Annotated in this window: 16 protein-coding genes; 13 read left to right on the plus strand and 3 right to left on the minus strand. The window is 71.6% G+C overall.

Features of this window, described 5'->3' with window-relative positions:
* Window positions 1-141: 141 nt before the first annotated feature.
* Genes ACZ607_RS30385 through ACZ607_RS30395 form a run of 3 tightly spaced genes read left to right on the plus strand, consistent with a single transcriptional unit; the run spans window position 142 to window position 2478 of the window.
* Window positions 142-585 carry a nuclear transport factor 2 family protein gene (locus tag ACZ607_RS30385; protein WP_469739973.1) on the plus strand — a complete coding sequence of 148 codons (444 nt, stop codon included), beginning with the start codon at window positions 142-144 and terminating at the stop codon, window positions 583-585.
* Complete coding sequence (locus tag ACZ607_RS30390) at window positions 582-1925, plus strand: cation:proton antiporter domain-containing protein (RefSeq protein ID WP_469739975.1); 1344 nt, start codon at window positions 582-584, stop codon at window positions 1923-1925. Before ACZ607_RS30385 ends, ACZ607_RS30390 begins: the two co-directional genes overlap by 4 nt.
* Window positions 1926-1938: 13 nt before the next feature.
* On the plus strand, window positions 1939-2478 hold the full coding sequence (locus ACZ607_RS30395) for a flavin reductase family protein (protein ID WP_469739977.1): 540 nt from the start codon (window positions 1939-1941) through the stop codon (window positions 2476-2478).
* Between the two features lie 37 nt (window positions 2479-2515).
* On the opposite strand, the gene ACZ607_RS30400 is transcribed toward ACZ607_RS30395, so the two are convergent.
* Complete coding sequence (locus ACZ607_RS30400) at window positions 2516-2923, minus strand: winged helix-turn-helix transcriptional regulator (protein WP_469740437.1); 408 nt, start codon at window positions 2921-2923, stop codon at window positions 2516-2518.
* A 266-nt stretch (window positions 2924-3189) separates the two neighbouring features.
* Here ACZ607_RS30400 and ACZ607_RS30405 point away from each other — a divergent pair, with 266 nt between their 5' ends.
* The 5 genes from ACZ607_RS30405 (at window position 3190) to ACZ607_RS30425 (ending at window position 10299) form a co-directional block, all read left to right on the plus strand.
* Complete coding sequence (locus tag ACZ607_RS30405; RefSeq protein ID WP_469739979.1) at window positions 3190-4677, plus strand: MFS transporter; 1488 nt, start codon at window positions 3190-3192, stop codon at window positions 4675-4677.
* A 15-nt stretch (window positions 4678-4692) separates the two neighbouring features.
* The gene (locus ACZ607_RS30410) at window positions 4693-5097 is read left to right on the plus strand and encodes a pyridoxamine 5'-phosphate oxidase family protein (protein ID WP_469739982.1); all 405 of its coding nucleotides are present in this window, start codon (window positions 4693-4695) and stop codon (window positions 5095-5097) included.
* Window positions 5098-5298: 201 nt separating this feature from the next.
* Window positions 5299-6774 (plus strand): FAD-dependent monooxygenase, encoded by a 1476-nt coding sequence (locus tag ACZ607_RS30415; RefSeq protein WP_469739985.1) that lies wholly within the window; start codon window positions 5299-5301, stop codon window positions 6772-6774.
* A 61-nt stretch (window positions 6775-6835) separates the two neighbouring features.
* A complete protein-coding gene (locus ACZ607_RS30420; protein WP_469739988.1) occupies window positions 6836-8551 on the plus strand; it encodes an NAD(P)/FAD-dependent oxidoreductase in 1716 nt (571 codons plus the stop codon).
* A gap of 221 nt (window positions 8552-8772) precedes the next feature.
* Window positions 8773-10299 (plus strand): FAD-binding oxidoreductase, encoded by a 1527-nt coding sequence (locus tag ACZ607_RS30425; RefSeq protein WP_469739991.1) that lies wholly within the window; start codon window positions 8773-8775, stop codon window positions 10297-10299.
* A gap of 65 nt (window positions 10300-10364) precedes the next feature.
* Here the strand turns inward: ACZ607_RS30425 and ACZ607_RS30430 are convergent, their stop codons facing one another.
* A complete protein-coding gene (locus tag ACZ607_RS30430) occupies window positions 10365-10979 on the minus strand; it encodes a TIGR03086 family metal-binding protein (protein WP_469739993.1) in 615 nt (204 codons plus the stop codon).
* A gap of 59 nt (window positions 10980-11038) precedes the next feature.
* On the opposite strand from ACZ607_RS30430, the gene ACZ607_RS30435 reads away from it, so the two are divergent.
* The 3 genes from ACZ607_RS30435 (at window position 11039) to ACZ607_RS30445 (ending at window position 14881) form a co-directional block, all read left to right on the plus strand.
* Window positions 11039-12163: a helix-turn-helix transcriptional regulator gene (locus ACZ607_RS30435; RefSeq protein ID WP_469739995.1), complete on the plus strand. Its 1125-nt coding sequence runs from the start codon at window positions 11039-11041 to the stop codon at window positions 12161-12163.
* A complete protein-coding gene (locus ACZ607_RS30440; protein WP_469739999.1) occupies window positions 12160-13005 on the plus strand; it encodes an NAD(P)H-binding protein in 846 nt (281 codons plus the stop codon). Before ACZ607_RS30435 ends, ACZ607_RS30440 begins: the two co-directional genes overlap by 4 nt.
* A 151-nt stretch (window positions 13006-13156) precedes the next feature.
* On the plus strand, window positions 13157-14881 hold the full coding sequence (locus tag ACZ607_RS30445) for a class I adenylate-forming enzyme family protein (protein ID WP_469740001.1): 1725 nt from the start codon (window positions 13157-13159) through the stop codon (window positions 14879-14881).
* Here ACZ607_RS30445 and ACZ607_RS30450 read toward each other — a convergent pair.
* Window positions 14868-16145 carry a M6 family metalloprotease domain-containing protein gene (locus ACZ607_RS30450; RefSeq protein WP_469740003.1) on the minus strand — a complete coding sequence of 426 codons (1278 nt, stop codon included), beginning with the start codon at window positions 16143-16145 and terminating at the stop codon, window positions 14868-14870. The genes ACZ607_RS30445 and ACZ607_RS30450 overlap by 14 nt on opposite strands.
* A 252-nt stretch (window positions 16146-16397) precedes the next feature.
* On the opposite strand from ACZ607_RS30450, the gene ACZ607_RS30455 reads away from it, so the two are divergent.
* Both ACZ607_RS30455 and ACZ607_RS30460 read left to right on the plus strand, forming a co-directional pair.
* Entirely contained in the window at window positions 16398-17060 is a 663-nt protein-coding gene (locus ACZ607_RS30455; protein ID WP_469740006.1) for a TetR/AcrR family transcriptional regulator, read from the plus strand.
* 202 nt (window positions 17061-17262) lie between these two features.
* Window positions 17263-18786, plus strand: coding sequence for an MFS transporter (locus ACZ607_RS30460; protein WP_469740008.1), 1524 nt, complete (start codon window positions 17263-17265; stop codon window positions 18784-18786).
* Window positions 18787-18807: the final 21 nt, after the last annotated feature.

Genomic DNA, 18807 nt, shown 5'->3' on the forward strand with positions numbered 1-18807 from the left:
TGGCGCGGGAAAGGCCTCACCCGTCATGATTCGGCGCGGTTCTGTCAAGTTTCCGGTGCGCGCGTAAGATCTTCCGCATATTCGTCAGGTCTCTGAAAAGCGGCCTTGGCCCGCCATTGGAATGGCGGCCATGCTCGGGTAATGCATCCAGGCCAGGCAATAGCCGACATACGTACGCTGCTTGACCGGTATCTCATCGGTCTCGACGACGAGGAACTGGACGACGCGTGGGCCGCGGCGCTGTTCACCCGTGACGCCCGGGTCGAGTTCCCCATGAGCGGCCACAAGGGCCTCGAAGGGCTCGCCGCCTATCACCGTGATTCGCTCGCGGCCTTCGCCGCCACCCAGCATCTGGGCTCTCCCGCGGTGGTGGACATCGAGGAGGAGGGGCGCGCGGTGCTGCGTGCCAACCTCGTCTCGACCCATGTGCACCACCCGGGCACCGGAGGCCGGCCGCTGTTCACCGCCGGCACGCTGGCCACGGGCGAGGCCCGGCTGACCGATGAGGGCTGGCGGATCTCGGCGCTGTCGTTCCGGGTCCTGTGGACCGAGGGTGCCCCGCCCGGGTCCCAGGAGTCCCGGTGAACGCCCTGGCGGCCGGCGGGGTCAAGGAGTCGACCCTCGCGATGCTGCTGCTCGGGATCGGCGTGGTGCTGCTGGCGGGCGCCCTGCTCGGCCGGCTCGCCCAGCGGTTCCGTCAGCCCGTGGTGGTCGGTGAGATCACCGCGGGCATCCTGCTGGGACCCAGCGCTCTCGGGCTGCTGCCGGGCAACGTGTCGGAGCGCCTCTTCCCCGCCGAGGTACGCCCGTTGCTGTCGGCGGTGGCCCAGGTCGGGCTCGTCCTCTTCATGTTCGTGGTCGGCTGGGAGTTCGAGAGGCGCCTGGTCCGGCCGCACGCGGGGCTCGCGGCCGGCGTCTCCATGTCGTCCATCGTCCTGTCGTTCGGCCTCGGTGTCGCGCTCGCGCCCGTGCTGTACGACGAACACGCGACCGTGGCCGGCAAGGAGATCTCCTTCGTCGCCTTCGCCACCTTCCTCGGCACGGCCATGTCGGTGACCGCCTTCCCGGTGCTGGCCCGCGTCCTCACCGAGAACCGGCTCCTGGGGACCCGGATCGGCTCACTGTCCCTGGCCAGTGCCGCCGTCGACGACCTGCTGGCCTGGTGTCTCCTGGCGTACGTCTCCGCCCTCGTGAGTTCGGACGGCGACTACACCCAGCTGGGCCGGATCGCCCTGCTCAGCGTCGGTTACGTCGCGCTGATGTTCCTGGTCGTCCGGCCGCTGGTGGCCCGCCTGGTGTGGCGCTGGGCGGCGGCGGAGCGCTGGCCGATGCTGCTGGCGGTGCTGAGCGCGGGCGCGCTCGGATCGGCGGTGCTGACCACCTGGATCGGCATCCACGCGATCTTCGGGGCGTTCCTCTTCGGCTTCGTGATGCCGCGCGAGCCCGCCCGGGTGCTGACCGAGCACCTGCGCAAGCCGATGAGCAACGTGAGCACCGTCCTGCTGCCGGTCTTCTTCATCGTCACCGGTCTCGGTGTGGACCTCGGCGCGCTGACCCGCTCGGACTACGTCGGGCTCGCCCTGATCATCGGGGTGGCCTGTGCGGGCAAGCTGATCGGCGCCATCGTGCCGGCGCGGCTGGCCGGCTTCACCTGGCGGGACTCCATGGACCTCGGCCTTCTCATGAACACCAGGGGCCTGACCGAACTCATCATCCTCAACGCGGCCGTCAGCCTCGGCGTCCTGGACGGGCGCATGTTCACCATGCTCGTGATCATGGCGCTGGTCACCACCGCGATGGTGGGCCCGCTGCTCTCCCGCCCCGCGCTCCCCGCCGTCCCCGCAGGGCACGGCACGGACCCGGACGTACCCGGGAAGCAGCGCGTGCCGGAGGACGCCGCGCACCTCATCACCCCACGCACCTGAGAAAGGGCATGTCGTGATCCCTGTCCAGTCAGCAACCACCAAGAAAACGGCCCCGGTCGACGGGCGCGCCCTGCGCGACGTGTGCGGGAACTTCGCCACCGGCGTCACGGTCATCACCTCCGGCGCGGGGCAGGAGGCCGCCGGCACCACGGTGAACTCCTTCACCTCGGTCTCGCTGGAGCCGCCGCTGGTGCTCATCTGCCTGCACCGCGCCTCCCGACTGCTGCCGGTGGTCCAGGAGTCGGGCGGCTTCGTGGTCAACTTCCTGACCCAGCACCAGCAGAGCCTGGCCTGGGCGTTCGCCGGCCGCGCCTCCGCGCGGATGGACGAGGTCGTCCACCACCGCTCGGAGGCCGGACTGCCGGTCCTCAGCGAGGCACTGGCCTTCCTGGACTGCCGTCTGATCACGGAGTACGACGGCGGCGACCACGCCATCCTGCTCGGCGAGGTCGTCGAACTCGGGGCACCGGCCGCCCAGGAGGATCCGCTGATCTTCTTCCAGGGGACCATGCGTGAGCTGGACGGCGATGCGGCAGCCGCGCGCGCGAGCTGACGCCCCGGGCGCGGCGCGCCGCCGCCGGACCGCCCGCTCAGCGACCGCGGCCGGCGGCCGTCTCCTCCGCGGTGTCGAACTCCTCCCGTGCCTGCTCCACGCGCGGCAGGTTGTCGGCGGACCAGTCGGCGAGGTGGGCGAAGAGCGGCGCCAGGCTGCTGCCGAGCTCACTGATCTCGTACTCCACCCTGGGGGGCACCTCGGGGTGGTAGGTGCGCAGGACCAGCCCGTCGCGCTCCATCTGCCGCAGACGCTGGGTGAGCACCTTCGGGGTGATCGTGCCGATGTTGCGCTGCAGCACGACGAAGCGCTGGCGGCCGAAGGCGTGCAGCGTCCAGAGGATCGGCGTCGTCCACCGGCTGAAGACGATGTCGAGCACCGGGGCGATCGGGCACGCCTGCGCCGAGGTCGCGCCGTGTGCGGGGGCGCCCCCGACGGCTGCCATGGCGGTGCTGCTGGTGGTCATGCGAACCCTCCAGGTAGTCACTTTCCTCTAGGTACCTACTTTACCCAGGATGCTAGCTTCCTGGAAGACGTCACAGAGCACCGCCGTCGTCACCGACAGTCAGCCATGCCGTTCTCCCCGCGCCACCGGGCTCCACCCCGGCTCCACCGGCTCCGAGCATCGCCCGGGACCCACCCGGTCCACCGGCTCCATCCGCTCTCCCCGTCCCGTCCCCTCATCCGTTCCGCGTTCCCGTAGGAGTTGTCATGTCAGTCCAAGAGTCCCCGAGCACCTCCGCAGTGAAGCCGGACGGCGGGCCCGCCCACCGCCCCGGCCTCATCCTGGCCTTCCTCTGCCTGGCCGGCTTCATGACCTTCCTCGACGTGTCGATCGTGAACGTCGCCCTGCCCACCATCGAGGACGAGCTCCACATCTCCCAGACGGCCCTGCAGTACGTCGTCACCACGTACGGCATGCTCCTCGGCGGCTTCCTGCTGCTGACCGGCCGGCTCGCCGACACCCTCGGCCGCCGCCGGATGCTCCAGACCGGCCTGGTCCTCTTCGCCGTGTCCTCGCTGCTCGCGGGCCTGGCGCAGAACTCCGCCATGCTGATCGGCGCACGCGCCGGGCAGGGTCTGGCCGCCGCCTTCATGGCCACCGCCGCGCTCAGCCTGCTGACGAACAACTTCGAGGAGGGCCCGGCGCGCAACAAGGCGCTCGGTGTGTGGGGCGCGCTCAGCGGGGTCGCCGCCGTCGCCGGTGTCACCCTGGGCGGGCTGCTCACCGACGGGCCCGGCTGGCGCTGGATCTTCTTCCTCAACGTGCCGATCGGTCTCATCGGCGCCGTCGTCGCCCCGATGATCGTCGGTGAGAGCCGCGCCGCCGAGCGCACCCGCAGCTTCGACGTCGCGGGCGCCGTCGTCCTCACCGCCGGCCTGATCCTGCTGATCTTCACCCTCGGCCAGACCGTCGACGACTCCGACGTCCCGATGGCCCGTATCTACGGCGGGTTCGCGCTCTCCGCCCTGCTCCTGATCGGCTTCCTGCTGATCGAGCGCCGCGCGGCCGCCCCGCTGATGCCGCTCGGCGTCTTCCGCCGCCCGTCCCTGCGTGCCGCCAACATCATCGCGATCCTGCTCCTGGGCACCTGCGTCAGCCTGTTCTTCTTCGCCAGCCTCTTCATGCAGCAGGTGCTCGACTACTCGGCCATCACCACCGGTCTGGCGTACGTCCCCCTCGCCCTGACCACCGCGGTCGGCGCGGGCATCGCCTCCCAGGTCGTCACCAAGGTCGCCGCCAAGCCGGTCCTGATGACCGGTCTGACGCTCGTCGGCACCGGCATGCTCCTGCTGTGGAGGGCCCCGTCCGACGCGGCCTACCTCGTCGACCTGCTGCCCGCGTTCATCATCTGCGGCCTCGGTCTCGGTGCCTCCTTCGTGCCGCTCCAGATCTCCGCCTTCGCCGGCTCCGAGGAGCACGAGTCGGGTCTGGCCGCCGGCCTCATCAACACCTCCCAGGAGATCGGCGGCGCCCTCGGCCTCGCCGTCGCCGCCACCTACGCCTTCCGCCGGATCGACGAGCTGGAGGCACAGAGCAAGGGCGTCCCCGAGCTGGTCGACCAGGCCCGCACCACGGTCTTCCACGACGCCTTCCTCATCAGCGCCGGATTCGCGGCGGCCGGGCTCCTGGTCACCCTGGTGCTGCTGCCGCTGACCAAGGCCAAGGACCTGCCCGCCGGCACCCCGGCCGCCTGAGGAACGGAACATCCCATGGCACCGACACGGACACCGACGCCCGTACTCTCCGCCGAGGCCCAGGCGTTCCTGACGGAGAACCACCTGTGCACCTTCACCACCCTCCGTCCCGACGGCAGCCCGCACACGGCGCCGGTCCGGTTCACCTGGGACAAGGACACGGGTCTGGCCCGGGTCATGACCGCGGTGACACGGCGCAAGGCCAGGAACGTACTGGCCCGGCCGGGCAGCCGGGTGTCGGTCTGCCAGATGGCCGGCTGGCACTGGATCACGCTGGAGGGCACCGCGACGGTCTCCACCGAGCCGGCCCGGGTCGCGGAGGGCGTGCGCCTCTACACCAAGCGGTTCTGGTCGCCGCCGCCCCGGCCGCCGGGGCTGGCCGTCATCGAGATCCGGGTCGACCGGGTCCTCGGCGGCTGACCCGGCGGGGACACGCAGAGCCGTGAGGGTGCCGGAAGCCGCGCTTCCGGCACCCTCACGTGTCTTCCCCGGGCAGCTCCGGAGCACCGGCTGACACACATACCGGAGATCTGACGAACTTGTCAGAGCCCTGTACCGGAGACCGTTCAGCTTCCCCGGTCCCGTCGGAATACTGAAGAAAACACCAGCGGGAGAGGGAAGATGGACGACTTGAATGCCGATGTGATTGTTGCCGGAGCGGGTCCCGCGGGACTCATGCTCGCCGGCGAGCTCCGCCTTTCGGGGCTTTCCGTCATCGTGCTCGACCAGCTCACCAAGCCCATGCAGCAGTCCCGCGCCCTGGGATTCTCCGCCCGAACCATCGAGGAATTCGGGCAGCGCGGACTCCTCGAGGAATTCGGCGAGCTGGACACCATTCCCGGAGGCCACTTCGGCGGCCTCCCCATCGACTACCGCATCATCGAGGGCGGCAACTTCGGCGTACGGGGCGTCCCGCAGTCCCGCACCGAGGGCATCCTCCACACCTGGGCCGTGGGCCTGGGTGCCGAGATACGCCGCGGCCACCAGGTCGTGGGCATGACCGAGACCGCGGACGGCATCGAGGTCGAGGCCGAGGGCCCCGACGGGTCCGAACGCCTGCGCGCCTCCTACCTGGTGGGCTGCGACGGCGCACGCTCCACCGTCCGGCGTCTGGCCGGCATCGACTTCCCCGGCACCAACGCCACCATCGAGATGAAGATGGCCGACGTGACGGGCGTACCGCTGCGGATCCGCCCGACCGGTGAGGTCGGCGAGGCCGGCATGGTCGTCGTCCTGCCCCTCGGGCCGAAGGCCACCCGGGTCGTCGTGTTCGAGCGCGGCGCCGGTGTCCGCCCGACCCAGGAGCCGCCCACCTTCCAGGAGGTGGCCGAGTCCTTCCAGCGGGTGACCGGCGAGGACATCACCGGTGCGACACCGCTGTGGACCAGCTACTTCACCGACGCGAGCCGGCACGCCGCCGAGTACCGCAAGGGCCGGGTCTTCCTCGCCGGCGACGCCGCCCACATCCACCTGCCCATCGGCGCGCAGGGCATCAGCGCCGCCGTCGGCGACGTGGTCAACCTGGGCTGGAAGCTCGCCGCGGTGGTCAAGGGCCAGGCCCCCGACAGCCTGCTGGACACCTACCACGCCGAACGGCACCCGGTCGGCGCCATGATCGTCGCCAACACGCTGGTCCAGCGCTCCCTCTACCTCGGCGGCCCCGAGATGCAGCCGCTGCGCGACATCTTCGCCGACCTCGTGAAGATCGAGGAGGTGCAGCGCCACCTCGTCGGCCTGGTCACCGGCCTGGACATCACCTACGGCGCCGCCCCCGGCGACCACCCGCTGCTCGGCCGCCGTCTGCCGGACCAGGAGCTGATCACCGGCGACGAGAAGTCCTCCACGTACGCGCTGCTCCACCAGGGGCGCCCGGTCCTGCTCGACCTGCACGACAGTGCCGAGCTGCGCGCGGCCGCCGCGGGCTGGGCGGACCGCGTCGACATCGTCACCGCGACCCGCGCCGACGCCGACGCGCCGGCCGCGAGCCTGCTGGTCCGCCCCGACGGCTATGTGGCCTGGGTGAGCACCGACGGCGCCCCCGAGGGGCTCGGATCCGCCCTGACCCGCTGGTTCGGCGAGCCCCAGCCCGCCGCCTGACCCGACCTGCCCGGCGCCGTGCGAGCGCCGCCCGGAACGACGAAGAAGAAGGAGTGCGGTCTTGTCCACCAAGGATCAGGCAGTCAAGGCTCAGGCAGAGAAAGAGGCCCCGCGGGCCGGCGAACGGAACGAGTGCGACGTCCTGATCCTGGGGTCGGGCCTCGCGGGCTCCATCACCGGCGCCATCCTGGCCCGGCAGGGGGCGAACGTCGCCCTCATCGACGCGGGCCAGCACCCGCGGTTCTCCATAGGCGAGTCGCAGAACCCGCAGCTCGTCGAGTGGCTGCACATACTCGCCGCGCGGTACGACGTGCCGGAGATCAAGCACATGCTCGACGTGAAGGCGATCACCGAGCACATGGGGCCGCACCACGGCCGCAAGCAGAGCTTCGGCTTCGTCTCGCACCGGAAGAACCGCGAGCCGGATCCGCGCGAGGCCAACATGTTCGTGATCCCCAAGATGCTGACGGAGGCCATCCACCTCTACCGGCAGGACACGGACTCGTACTACCTCAACGTCGCCGCGAAGTACGGCTGCACGCTGCGCCAGAACTGGCGCGCCACCGACCTGGACTTCGACGACGACGGCGTCACCGTCACCGGCGCCAACGGCGAGGTCTTCCGGGCCAAGTACCTCATCGACGCCAGCGGTTTCCGCTCCCCGCTCGCCGAGAAGTTCGACCTGCGCGACAACCCGCCCCGGCACAAGCACCACGCGCGGTCGCTGTTCACCCACTACGTGGGCATCAAGCCGTACGACGACGTGTGCAACTACCCCGAGGCGCTGCGCCCGCCGGCGGAATCGCCCTTCCACGGCGGCACCCTGCACCACCTCATCGAGCGCGGCTGGTTCTGGATCATCCCGTTCGACAACTACAAGGACTCCAAGAACCCGGTGTGCAGTGTCGGGCTCACCTTCGACGAGCGGCTGTACCCCAAGCCGAAGGACATGACGCCGGACGAGGAGTTCAACCACTACCTCGACATGTACCCGGCGGTGAAGCGCCAGTTCGACGGCGCCAAGCGGGTGCGCGAGTGGGTCTCCACGGACCGGATCCAGTACTCCTCCAAGCAGACCGTCGGCGACCGCTGGTGCCTGATGTCGCACGCCGCGGGCTTCATCGACCCGCTCTTCTCGCGCGGGCTCTCCAACACGTTCGAGGTGGTCGACGCCCTCGCCTGGCGGGTCCTGGACGCGCTGCGTGAGGACGACTTCAAGGCGGAGCGCTTCGAGTACGTGGAGCGGCTGGAGCAGGGGCTGCTGGAGTACAACGACAAGATCGTCAACAGCTCCTACATCGCCTTCAGCCACTTCCGTCTCTGGAACGCGGTCTTCCGGGTCTGGGCCTGCTTCACCACCCCGGCCACCATGCGTCAGATCCAGGCGCGCCAGAGCTTCGAACTCGACGGTGACGACCGGCACTTCAAGGAGATGGAGAAGTCCCCCTACACCGGGCTGTGGTGGCCGGACAGCCACGCCTTCAAGCACCTCTTCGACATCACGGCCGAGACCTGTGAACGGTACGAGGCCGGGGAGATCGACGGGGACAAGGCGGCCGACATCGTCTTCGAGGCGATCCGCGACTGCGAGTCGGTCAACACTCCGTTCGGCTGGAAGGGGCCCGAGGACCTCCGGTTCTTCCGCGCCACCACCCCCACGATGATGAAGTTCATGTGGTGGGCGAGCACCTCCGGCCCCAAGGAGATGCGCGATCTCGGCCGCTCCATGCTGAAGGGCGTCGTCAAGCAGGGCATACGCGGCCGCAAGGTCTCCTGACCCTCCGCCCTCCCCGAACGCGGCGCCGGCCGCCACGGCCTGCGGGTGCCCGCACAGCGTGAACACCTCCCCCGGGGGGGGGGTGCCCGCACAGCGTGAACACCTCCGGCCCTTCCCTCCCTCCGGGCACGGGAGCCGTGGCCCGGCGCCGCCCCTCCGCACGCCCCCTCCCGCACGTCTTCCCTCACCTCCGTCCGCCCACCTCGACCCATGGGACACCCGTGATCACTCGCAGAGCACTTCTCGGTGCGGGCACGGCCGTCGCCGGCCTGGCCGCCCTGCCCAGCACGTCCGTCGCCGCGAGCACCGGGGCCGGCACGGCCCCCTGGGCCCAGCTCGCCCGCAACCTCCGGGGCACGCTGGTGCTGCCCACCGACGCCTCGTACGGAGTGGCCCGGCAGCTGGAACTCGCGCAGTTCGACGCGGTGGCGCCCAAGGCCGTCGCCTACTGCGCCGGTTCGGCCGATGTCTCCGTCGCGCTCCGGTTCGCCCAGGACAACTGCCTGCCCACCGCGGTGCGCAGCGGCGGCCACAGCTACGGCGGCTACTCGACGACGCCGGGCCTGGTCATCGACGTGTCCAGGATCAACGCGATCACCGTCGGCAACGGCTCGGTCAGCGTCGGTCCCGGTGCCAGGAACGTGGACATCCTGGGCGCGCTCTCCCCGCACGGTCTCGTGGTCAGCGAGGGCGGCTGCCCGACCGTCGCGAGCGGCGGCTTCCTTCAGGGCGGCGGCTTCGGCTTCCTGACCCGGTCCACGGGCATGGCCTGCGACGCGCTCACCTCGGCCGAGGTGGTCCTGGCCGACGGCCGGGTGGTGACCGCCTCCCCGACCCGCTACAGCGACCTGTTCTGGGCGATACGGGGAGGGGGCGGCGGCAACTTCGGCGTCGTCACCCGCTTCACGGTCACCCCGCACGTCGGCGACCAGATAGCCATGGCCAACCTGATCTTCCCGTACGACCGCGCGGCGGACGTCCTGGACGCGGCCTCCCGGTGGCTGGTGGACGCGCCCCGCACCATCGGCGGCGGCGGATACGTCGTGCAGCCGGACGCCGCGCCGGGCTCGGTGCCGAACGTCAACATCATGCTGGCCTCGCGCGGCACCCCGACGGAACTCGCCTCGGAGACGGCCCGGCTGCTCTCGCTGACCGGTCCGGCCGTGGACCGCCAGGAAGCCGTCATGACGTACCAGCAGCTGATGATGATGGTCTTCGGCTGCGGCACGCTCAGCCAGGACGAGTGCCAGCGCTCCGGGAAGACCCCCACCGGGGTCCTGACCCGCCCCGAGTTCGGTCTGGAGCGGACCAGGCTGGGCAGCACGCCGTACACCGGCAGTGGCTGGGCCGACGTGATGACGGCCTTCGACGCCGACCGGGCGGCCGGCCAGGCCCGTTACCTCGACCTGCACTTCTTCGGGGGAGCGGCCAACGACCCGGCCCGCACGGACACGGCCTATGTGCACCGCGACTCGCTGTTCTCGGTGAACTACCGGGCGCTGATCAACGATCCGCGGCAGAACACCGCCGAGGCGAGGGCCGTCGCGGGCCGCTGGGTGGACAACGGGTTCAGGGTGATCGACCCGCTGTCCAACGGTGAGACCTACCAGAACTGGATGGACCCGTCCCTGAAGGACTGGAAGCGGTCGTACTACGCCGAGAACTACGCGCGGCTGGCGACGGTCAAGACGACGTACGACCGCCACCGGTTCTTCTCCTTCGCGCAGGGCGTCGGATCGGCCGGCTGACCCCGGACGCACCGGAACGGAAAGGGGCCGCCGTCACCGGACGGCGGCCCCTCCCCTCCGGCGTCTCAGGGGCGACGGCCGTACCAGCCCACCAGCTTGTCGATGTCGGGAGCGTCCTCGTGTACCTCGACCACCGGTCCGAACGGGACCTGCCCGCCGCGCGGCTCGGCCGGCACGGCACGGTGCATCACCGCCAGCGGTGCCGCGAGCACCTCCGGGTCCCACTGCGGGCTCTGGCCCGTGGCCTTGGCGATGTCCCAGGTGTGCAGCACGAACTCGTTGGTGTAGATCACCGAGGCGACCGCGCCGGGGACCGGGCCCCACGGCAGAGCGATCTGCCGGCCCAGGACCGCCGGGTCGGACCACACGGCGTCGAACTCCTTCGCCGCGCCGGTCCAGGCTTCGGCCCACGTGCCGTCGGCGACGTCGGGGGCGAGGTTCGGGACGCTCATGAAGGAGCCGCCGTTGCCGAGCACGGTGAGGCGCCGCAGGACCGAGACCACGTGGTTGGCGAGGTCGCGCACCGAGTACTCCGGACACGGGGTGGCCTGGTCGTACTGGTCGGGGCGGATGGCGGCGAGGACGCCGGTGGCCAGCTCGACGGCCTTGAAGAGGCCGCCGCGCGGGTCGGCGGGCGGACGGGTGGCGGAAGCGCCGGAAGCCTGCGAAGTATCAGTCATAACTTCATCTTCCCTATAAAACAGGTCACCTCATGGCCTATTAGAAAGAGCTGGACAAAATGAAGGCAGACCGTCTGGTGGCGACCCTGCTCTTCCTCCAGGCGCGCGGCCGCGTGACGGTGCGTCAGGTGGCGGAGGAGCTGGAGATCTCCGAGCGCACGGCCCGCCGGGATCTGGAGGCGCTGTCCGCCGCCGGTGTGCCCGTCTACTCGCAGCGTGGGCGCGGCGGGGGATGGAGCCTGGTGGGAGGCGCCCGTACCGACCTCACCGGATTCACCCAGCGTGAGATCGGCGCGCTGTTCCTGGCGGCCGGCCCGCTCTCCGCCTCGCCCGAACTCCGCGCCGCCCTCCGCAAGCTGGTGCAGGCGGTGCCCGCCCCGATGCGGACCCATGCCGAGGCGGCGTCCAAGGCGCTGGTCGTCGACGGCCTCGACTGGTCCCGCGCGGCGGTGCGGGCCGCCGGCGGCCCGCACCACCACGCGCTGGAACAGGCGGTGCTGGACCGGGTGCGCATCACCGTCGGTTACGCGGACGAGGGCGGCCGGTGCCGGGAGCGGACCGTCGACCCGCTCGGCCTGGTCTGCAAGGCGGGCCGCTGGTACACCGTCGCCGCCGACGGGGAGGGGCTGCGCTCCTTCCTGCACACCCGGGTCACCTCGGTCACCGTCACGGGTGAGCCCGCCCGGCGGCCGGAGGGCTTCGACCTGGCGGAGGCCTGGCAGGGCCTCGCGGCCGAGGCCGAACGCCGGCTGCGCGCCGTCACCGTGCGTGCCGCCGCCGGGCCCGCAGCGGTCCCGAGGCTGCGCGAGCTGCTGGGCGACCGGCTCCGTACGGGGGAATTACGCCCCGACGGGCGGTGCGCGATCGAGGCCGACGGCCCCTCCGTCGAGATCCTGGTGGCGCAGCTGGCGGGCGCCGGGGCCGAGGTCGAGGTGCTCGGGCCGCCCGAGGCCCGCGCCCGTCTGGCGCGCCTCGGACAGGAGCTCGCCGCCACCCACGGCGGCGTTCCCGGGGACGGCTCCGGAGCCCCCCGAAACGAAAGCCACTTTCCTCTAGGTACCTACTATGTTGAGGATGCTAGCGTCGGTGACGTCACGGCGAACGACACCGTGCGACCGTCGCGGCGGCGTCCCCGACAGCGGTTGTCCACCCCTTACATCCCTTACCGAGGAGCTGTCTCATGATTGTTGTCACCGGATCCACCGGAAACGTGGGCCGCACGCTGGTCGCCGCCCTCACCGCCCGGGGCGAGAAGGTCGCCGCCGTCTCGCGGCGCCCGCTCCCCGTCGAGCTGCCCGAAGGTGCCCACCACGCACAGGCGGACCTGGGGGAGGCGGAGAGCCTCCGCGGTGTGCTGACGGGTGCCGACGCGCTGTTCATCCTGCTGGCCGGAGAGATGCTGGCCGGCGGTGAGAGTGCGGAGACCCTGCTGGGCGTCGCCAAGGAGGAGGGCGTGCGCAAGGTCGTCCTGCTCTCCTCGCAGATCACCTCGACCCGCCCGGAGGCCGGCTCGCACGACCGGCTGCGGGAGTTCGAGGACGCCGTCCGCGGTTCGGGCCTGGAGTGGACGGTCCTGCGGGCCGGCGGTTTCGCCTCCAACGCCTTCGCGTGGGCCGAGTCGGTGCGCGCCGAACGCACCGTTCTCGCACCGTTCGGCGATGTCGCGCTGCCGGTCGTCGACCCGGCGGACATCGCGGAGGTCGCGGCCGTCGTCCTGCGCGAGGACGGGCACGCCGGGCAGACCTACGAGCTGACCGGCCCGGTCGCGGTCACCCCGCGCGAGCAGGCCGCCGGTCTGGCCGAACTCCTGGGTGAGCAGGTGACGTTCGTCGAGCTGACCCGTGAGGCGGCCGCCGCCCACATGTCGCAGTTCATGCCGGCGGGCGTGGTCGAGGGGACGCTGGACATCCTGGGCCGGCCGCTCCCGTCCGAGCAGCGCGTCAGCCCGGACGTCGAGAAGGTCCTCGGCCGCCCGGCCGCCCCCTTCACGGCCTGGGCGGAGCGCAGCCTGCCCGCCTTCCGCTAGGGCCTTCGCGGGTCGGTGGCCGCGCCCTTCCGGGGGTGCGGCCACCGGTTCGTTCCGCCGCACGCCGCCGGAGGGGCGGGCCCGGTTGACGGCGGCCGGGTGCGGGCATAGCGTCGCCGGGCCGCCGAGCCCGCACGTCGAGAGGCCGTTCGTGCCGCACACCGACCCCAGCAGTTCACCCGACCCCGCGGCCCTCGCCCGTGTCGAGGCCACGCTGACCGCCCCCGGGGCGCCCTTCGCCGTGGTGCGCGCGGAGCACGGGCCGCTCGTCTACGCGAACGGTCCGCGCACCCTGCGGGAGTTCGCGGAGACCACCTGGGCCTTCGGCGACCAGCCGTTCCTGGTGTCCGGCGAACGGACCTGCTCGTACGGCGAGTTCTTCGCCGCCGCCTCCTCGCTGGCCCGCCGGCTCACCGGTCCGTACGGGCTGCGCCCCGGCGACCGGGCCGTCGTGGCGATGCGCAACCGGCCCGAGTGGCAGATCGCGTTCTGGGCGGCCCAGCTGGCCGGTCTCGTCGCCGTACCGCTCAACACCTGGTGGACCGAGGGGGAGTTCGGCCACGCCCTCGACGACTGCGAGCCCGCGGTGCTGCTGGTCGACGGGGAGCAGCTGCCGAAGGTGGCGGGCTGGGCCCGAGGGGCGGGGGCGCGCCTGGTCGTCTTCGAGGACGGGGACCGCGAGGGCGCGCTGCCGCAGGACGCCGAGCGGTACGCGGACCTGCCGGAGCCCGATCCGTACGCCGCACCGCCCGACGTGGAGATCAGGCCCGAGGACGACTCGACGATCATCTACACCTCCGGCACCACCGGGCGGCCCAAGGGGGCCGTGGCCACCCACCTCGCGCAGGCGGGCGCCGCCCTCAACCCGCGCTTCCAGGCGGCGGCCTCGGCCCTGGCCCGAGGGGTGCTCCCGGGCCAGGGGCCGGCACCGGTCACCCTGATGACGTTCCCGTTCTTCCATGTCGCCGCGTTCACCGGCCTGTACGCGGCGATGGCGGCGGGCGGCACCCTCGTCCTGATGCCGAAGTGGGACGCCGGCGAGGCACTGCGGCTGATCCGCCGGCACGGGGTCACCCACTACGCCGGCGTCCCGGCCACCGCGCTCCAGCTGCTCGCGGAGGCCGACCGCGCGGGCGACGGCCTGGAGAGCCTGAAGGGGCTGAACACCGGTGGCGCCGCGGCCCCGCCGGACCTGGTCGCCCGGCTCACGGCCCGGCACGGCGAGCGGATCGAGCCGCGCAACGGCTACGGGCTGACGGAGACCAGCGGCGGGGTGCTGGCCGCCTTCGGCGCCGCGTACCGCGCGCACCCGGACTCCGTCGGCACGCCGACACCGGTCACCGAGGTCCGGATCGCGGGGCCGGCGGGCGAGGCGCTCCCCGACGGCGCGACGGGTGAGCTGTGGCTGCGCGGCCAGTCCCTGGTCCGGGGCTACTGGCGCGACGAGGAGGCGACGGCCGAGGCGTTCACCGGCGGCTGGTTCCGTACGGGCGATCTCGCCGTGGTCCGGGACGGGCGGGTGGCCGTCGTGGACCGGATCAAGGACCTGGTGATCCGGGGCGGCGAGAACGTCTACTGCGTGGAGGTCGAGGCCGTTCTGCACGACCATCCGGACGTCGAGGACGCGGCGGTGCTCGGCGTCCCGCACCCGGTGCTCGGCGAGGAGGTCGCGGCGGTCGTCCGGGTGCGCCCGGACTCCGGTGTCACGGCGGAGGCGCTGCGGGCGCACGTGGCCCGGAGCCTGGCGGCGTTCAAGGTGCCGGCCCATGTGCGGGTGACACGGGAGCCGCTGCCGAGGAACGCCACGGGCAAGATCCTGAAGCGGGAGCTGCGGGACGTGACCGGGACGGGGACCCGGGGGCTCACGGCCGGGTGATCCGCACCCGGTAGTTCCCGTCGGCGTCCTTCTCCAGTACGGAGATGCGTATGCCGTTGGCCCGGTCGGTGAAGGTCTCGCCGGGTTCGAACGGGGCGTCGGAGAGTTCGGCGTGGACGTTCGGCCGGCGGGTGCAGCCGCCGCTGTCCTCGGTGCTGTCCTCGACGGAGACCGGGCCCCGGCCGGTGTCCACGTCGGAGCTCACCTTGTAGATGAGGACGCCGGGCCGGCAGACCGCCTCGTCGTTGCCCCCGGCGGTCCGTACCTCCACGGCGTACCCGGACTCCGCGCTCACCGGCACGAAGGCCAGCTTCGGGCCGCCCGCCGTGGACAGCGGCCCGAGGGTGTGTTCGCTGGTGCCGGGCATGGCGGCGCAGCTCACCTGGTCGCCGTCCAGCCAGCCCAGCTTCCACTTGTGCCAGCCCAGGAAGTCGTTGTTGGCCCCCCAGTCCTCGGACATGATGTCCCAGTGCCCGACGGCGCCGCCGCCCTCCATCGTGTAGAGGTCGGGCAGCCCGAAGACATGGCCGTTCTCGTGGGGCAGGACCCGGTAGCCGGTCTCGGCGTACGAACCCGAGCCGTCGTCCTGCCGGCTGTAGACGAAGGACGTGTTGGCGAGCGGGGTGCCGTCGGCGAAGGGCGCGTCGTCGTTGCCGGAGAAGGTCACCGACAGGACGGTGTCCAGCGCGGAGGGCCCGGCGTTCGGGGTGACCAGCACGTTGACCAGGTCGTAGTCGGAGAAGTCGACCTTCGGGTCGGCGACGGCCACCAGGTCCTTGACCATCTTGCGGTAGCCCGGTTCGTACGGTGAGCCGCGCTCGATCCCGTACTCGGAGAACGGCAGCGGCATCCGCAGCCAGTCCTTCACGGGGGTTTCGGGCAGGTAGGTGAGCCGTCCGTAGGAGCTCGTACGGAACCATTCGGAGGTCTGCGGGAAGAATTCCGCGAGCCGGTCCGCCGCAGGTTCCGTCGCCTGCGCGTCGGGGAAGTCGATCATCAGGTTGAGCGCTCTGATCCGGCCGGTGGAGCGCGCGTAGCCGGGCGGGGTCGGCATGCCCTCCGACATCTGTACGCCCATGGCCGTGGGTATTCGGCACGGCGCGAGACCGGTTCCGCGCGGGGCGGCCACCGGCCCGGCGGAGGCGCGGCTGGCGATGGGGAGGGTCGAGCTGGCCGAGGCCATCGTCGCGATGACCAGGGCCGTCGCCCCGGCGAGCGCGAGGGGCCGGTGGTATCCGCGTATCCGGTGGCGGGACTGCTGCATAGGGCGTCGCCTTCGGTCCGCGGCAGCCGGCCGGCCCTGACTGCGCTCTGGCGATCAGCCTCTGCCGGGTCGTGGGGGACCGCTCGCTGGGTGCGCCGATGGAGGGTTTCCGCCGGGAACCGCGTGTGACACAGGTCACATAGGGCCGGGAAATATCCGGGGAGCCTCTCCCCGTTTGCACCTGTGTCCCCGGGAAGCGGGGAAGCGGTCCCCGGTTCGCCGGAGGGCCGGCCGCACACCGGAAGGGAAGCCGTGGAGACCGTCGCCGACACCGCCGCCTGCGCCGCACAGCGCCGTACGACCCGTCCGCGGGCCGACGCGTTGCGCAACCGCGAGCGGATCGTGACGGCCGCGCGCGAGATGTTCGTCGAGTTCGGGCCGGACGTGCCGCTCGACGAGATCGCGCGTAGGGCCGGGGTCGGCAATGCCACGCTCTACCGGAACTTCCCCGACCGTGCGGCGCTCATCCATGAGGTCGTCCTCGCCGTCACCTCCCGCACCACCGACCGGGTCCAGGAGGCCGTCGCGGCCGAGTCCGACCCGTTCGCCGCGCTCAGCCGCTTCGTGCACGCGGCGGCCGACGAGCGGATCGGCGCCCTGTGCCCGATGCTGTCCGGCGGCTTCGACACCGACCATCCCGAACTGCTCAGCGAGCGCCGGCGCCTCGAAGAGGCCGTCGAAGGGCTCGTGGAGCGTGCCATGTCCGCAGGGAGGCTGCGCACCGACATCGCCGTCGGTGACGTACTCGTCGCCCTCTCCCAGCTCACCCGGCCGCTGCCCGGCATCGCCTGCCTGGACATCGACCGGTTCACCCACCGTCATCTGCAGCTCTTCCTGGACGGCCTGGAGGCCCCGGCCCGTTCCGAACTGCCCGGATCGGCGGCGACCTTGGAGGACCTGCGCAGCGGGCGCTGACGCCCGCGCACCGGAGAACCGACCCACACACCACAGCCCTCGGCGGGCAGCCCCTGGCGGCGCCGCCGGTCCTTGAACGCCGGCCCGGACCTCGCGTGTCCGGCCGCCGGCACCCTCCGCCCTTTTTCGGTTCCGTACGCGGGTCCCACCGCGGCCCGTGCGGCGAACTCGCAACTCTTCGTGTCCTTAGGTGGCTACTCCCATGTCGAAAACAGCCGGCACCGTCCCGGATCCCAGCCGCTGGAAAGCGCTGGCGTTCATCGCCCTCGCCCAGCTGATGGTCGTGCTCGACGCGACCATCGTGAACATCGCCCTGCCGTCCGCCCAGACCGACCTGGGCATCTCCGACGGCAACAAGCAGTGGGTCATCACGGCCTACGCCCTCGCCTTCGGCGGGCTCCTGCTCTTCGGTGGACGCATCGCCGACCTGTGGGGCCGTAAGCGCACCTTCGTCGTCGGCCTGCTCGGCTTCGCCGCGGCCTCCGCGCTGGGCGGCGCGGCCCAGGGCGAGGCGATGATGTTCGGCTCCCGCGCCCTGCAGGGCGTCTTCGGCGCGCTGCTCGCGCCTGCGGCCCTCTCCCTGCTCGCCGTGATGTTCACGGACGCCAAGGAGCGCGCCAAGGCCTTCGGCATCTACGGGGCCATCGCCGGTGGCGGTGGCGCGGTCGGCCTGATCCTGGGCGGATTCCTGACCGAGTACCTGAACTGGCGCTGGACCTTCTTCGTCAACATCCCGTTCGCGATCATCGCCGCCGCGGGTGCCTACTTCGTCATCCGTGAGCCGGCCGGCGGCCGCAACCGCTCGCCGCTCGACATCCCCGGCGTCGTCCTGTCCACGCTGGGCCTGGTCTCGCTGGTCTACGGCTTCACCCGCGCCGAGTCGGCCGGCTGGTCGGACTCGCTGACCATCGGCATGTTCGTCGCCGCCGCCGTGCTGCTGCTGGCCTTCGTGGTCACCGAGTCGCGCGTGAAGTCGCCGCTGCTGCCCCTGCGCGTCCTGACCGAGCGCAACCGCGGCGGGGTCTACCTCTCGCTGGGTCTGGCCATCATCGCGATGTTCGGCCTCTTCCTCTTCCTGACGTACTACCTCCAGGTCGTGAAGGGCTACACGCCGGTCAAGACCGGCTTCGCGTTCATGCCGATGATCGTGGGCATGATCACCGGCTCCACGCAGATCGGTGCCCGGCTGATGACCCGGGTCCCGCCGAGGCTGCTGATGGGCCCCGGCTTCCTGGTCGCCGCCGTCGGCATGCTGCTGCTGACCCAGCTGGACATCGACACGTCGTACGCGTCCGTCATCCTGCCGGGCCAGCTGCTGCTCGGCCTGGGCATGGGTACCGCGTTCATGCCGGCCATGTCGCTGGCCACGCACGGCATCGAGCCGCGTGACGCGGGTGTGGCCTCCGCGATGGTGAACACCTCGCAGCAGGTCGGCGGTGCCATCGGTACGGCGCTGCTCAACACCATCGCCGCCGGCGCCACCACCGCGTACATCGCGGATCACGTGGCCGGTGCGAGCGACCCGAAGCTGCTCCAGCTGCAGGCCATGGTCGCCGGTTTCGCGAGCGCCATCTGGTGGGCGGTGGGCATCCTGGTCGCCGCCTCGGCGATCGCGATGGCCCTGATCAACACGGGCCGCCCGGGCTCCGGTGCCGCCACCGGCGGTCAGGGGGACCTGGCGGACGGCGTCGAGGACGAGTTCAGGATCCCGGTCGTCGCACACTGAGCGGGACGCCGGACCGGGTGC

It is taken from the genome of Streptomyces sp. NPDC104381, assembly GCF_055583745.1.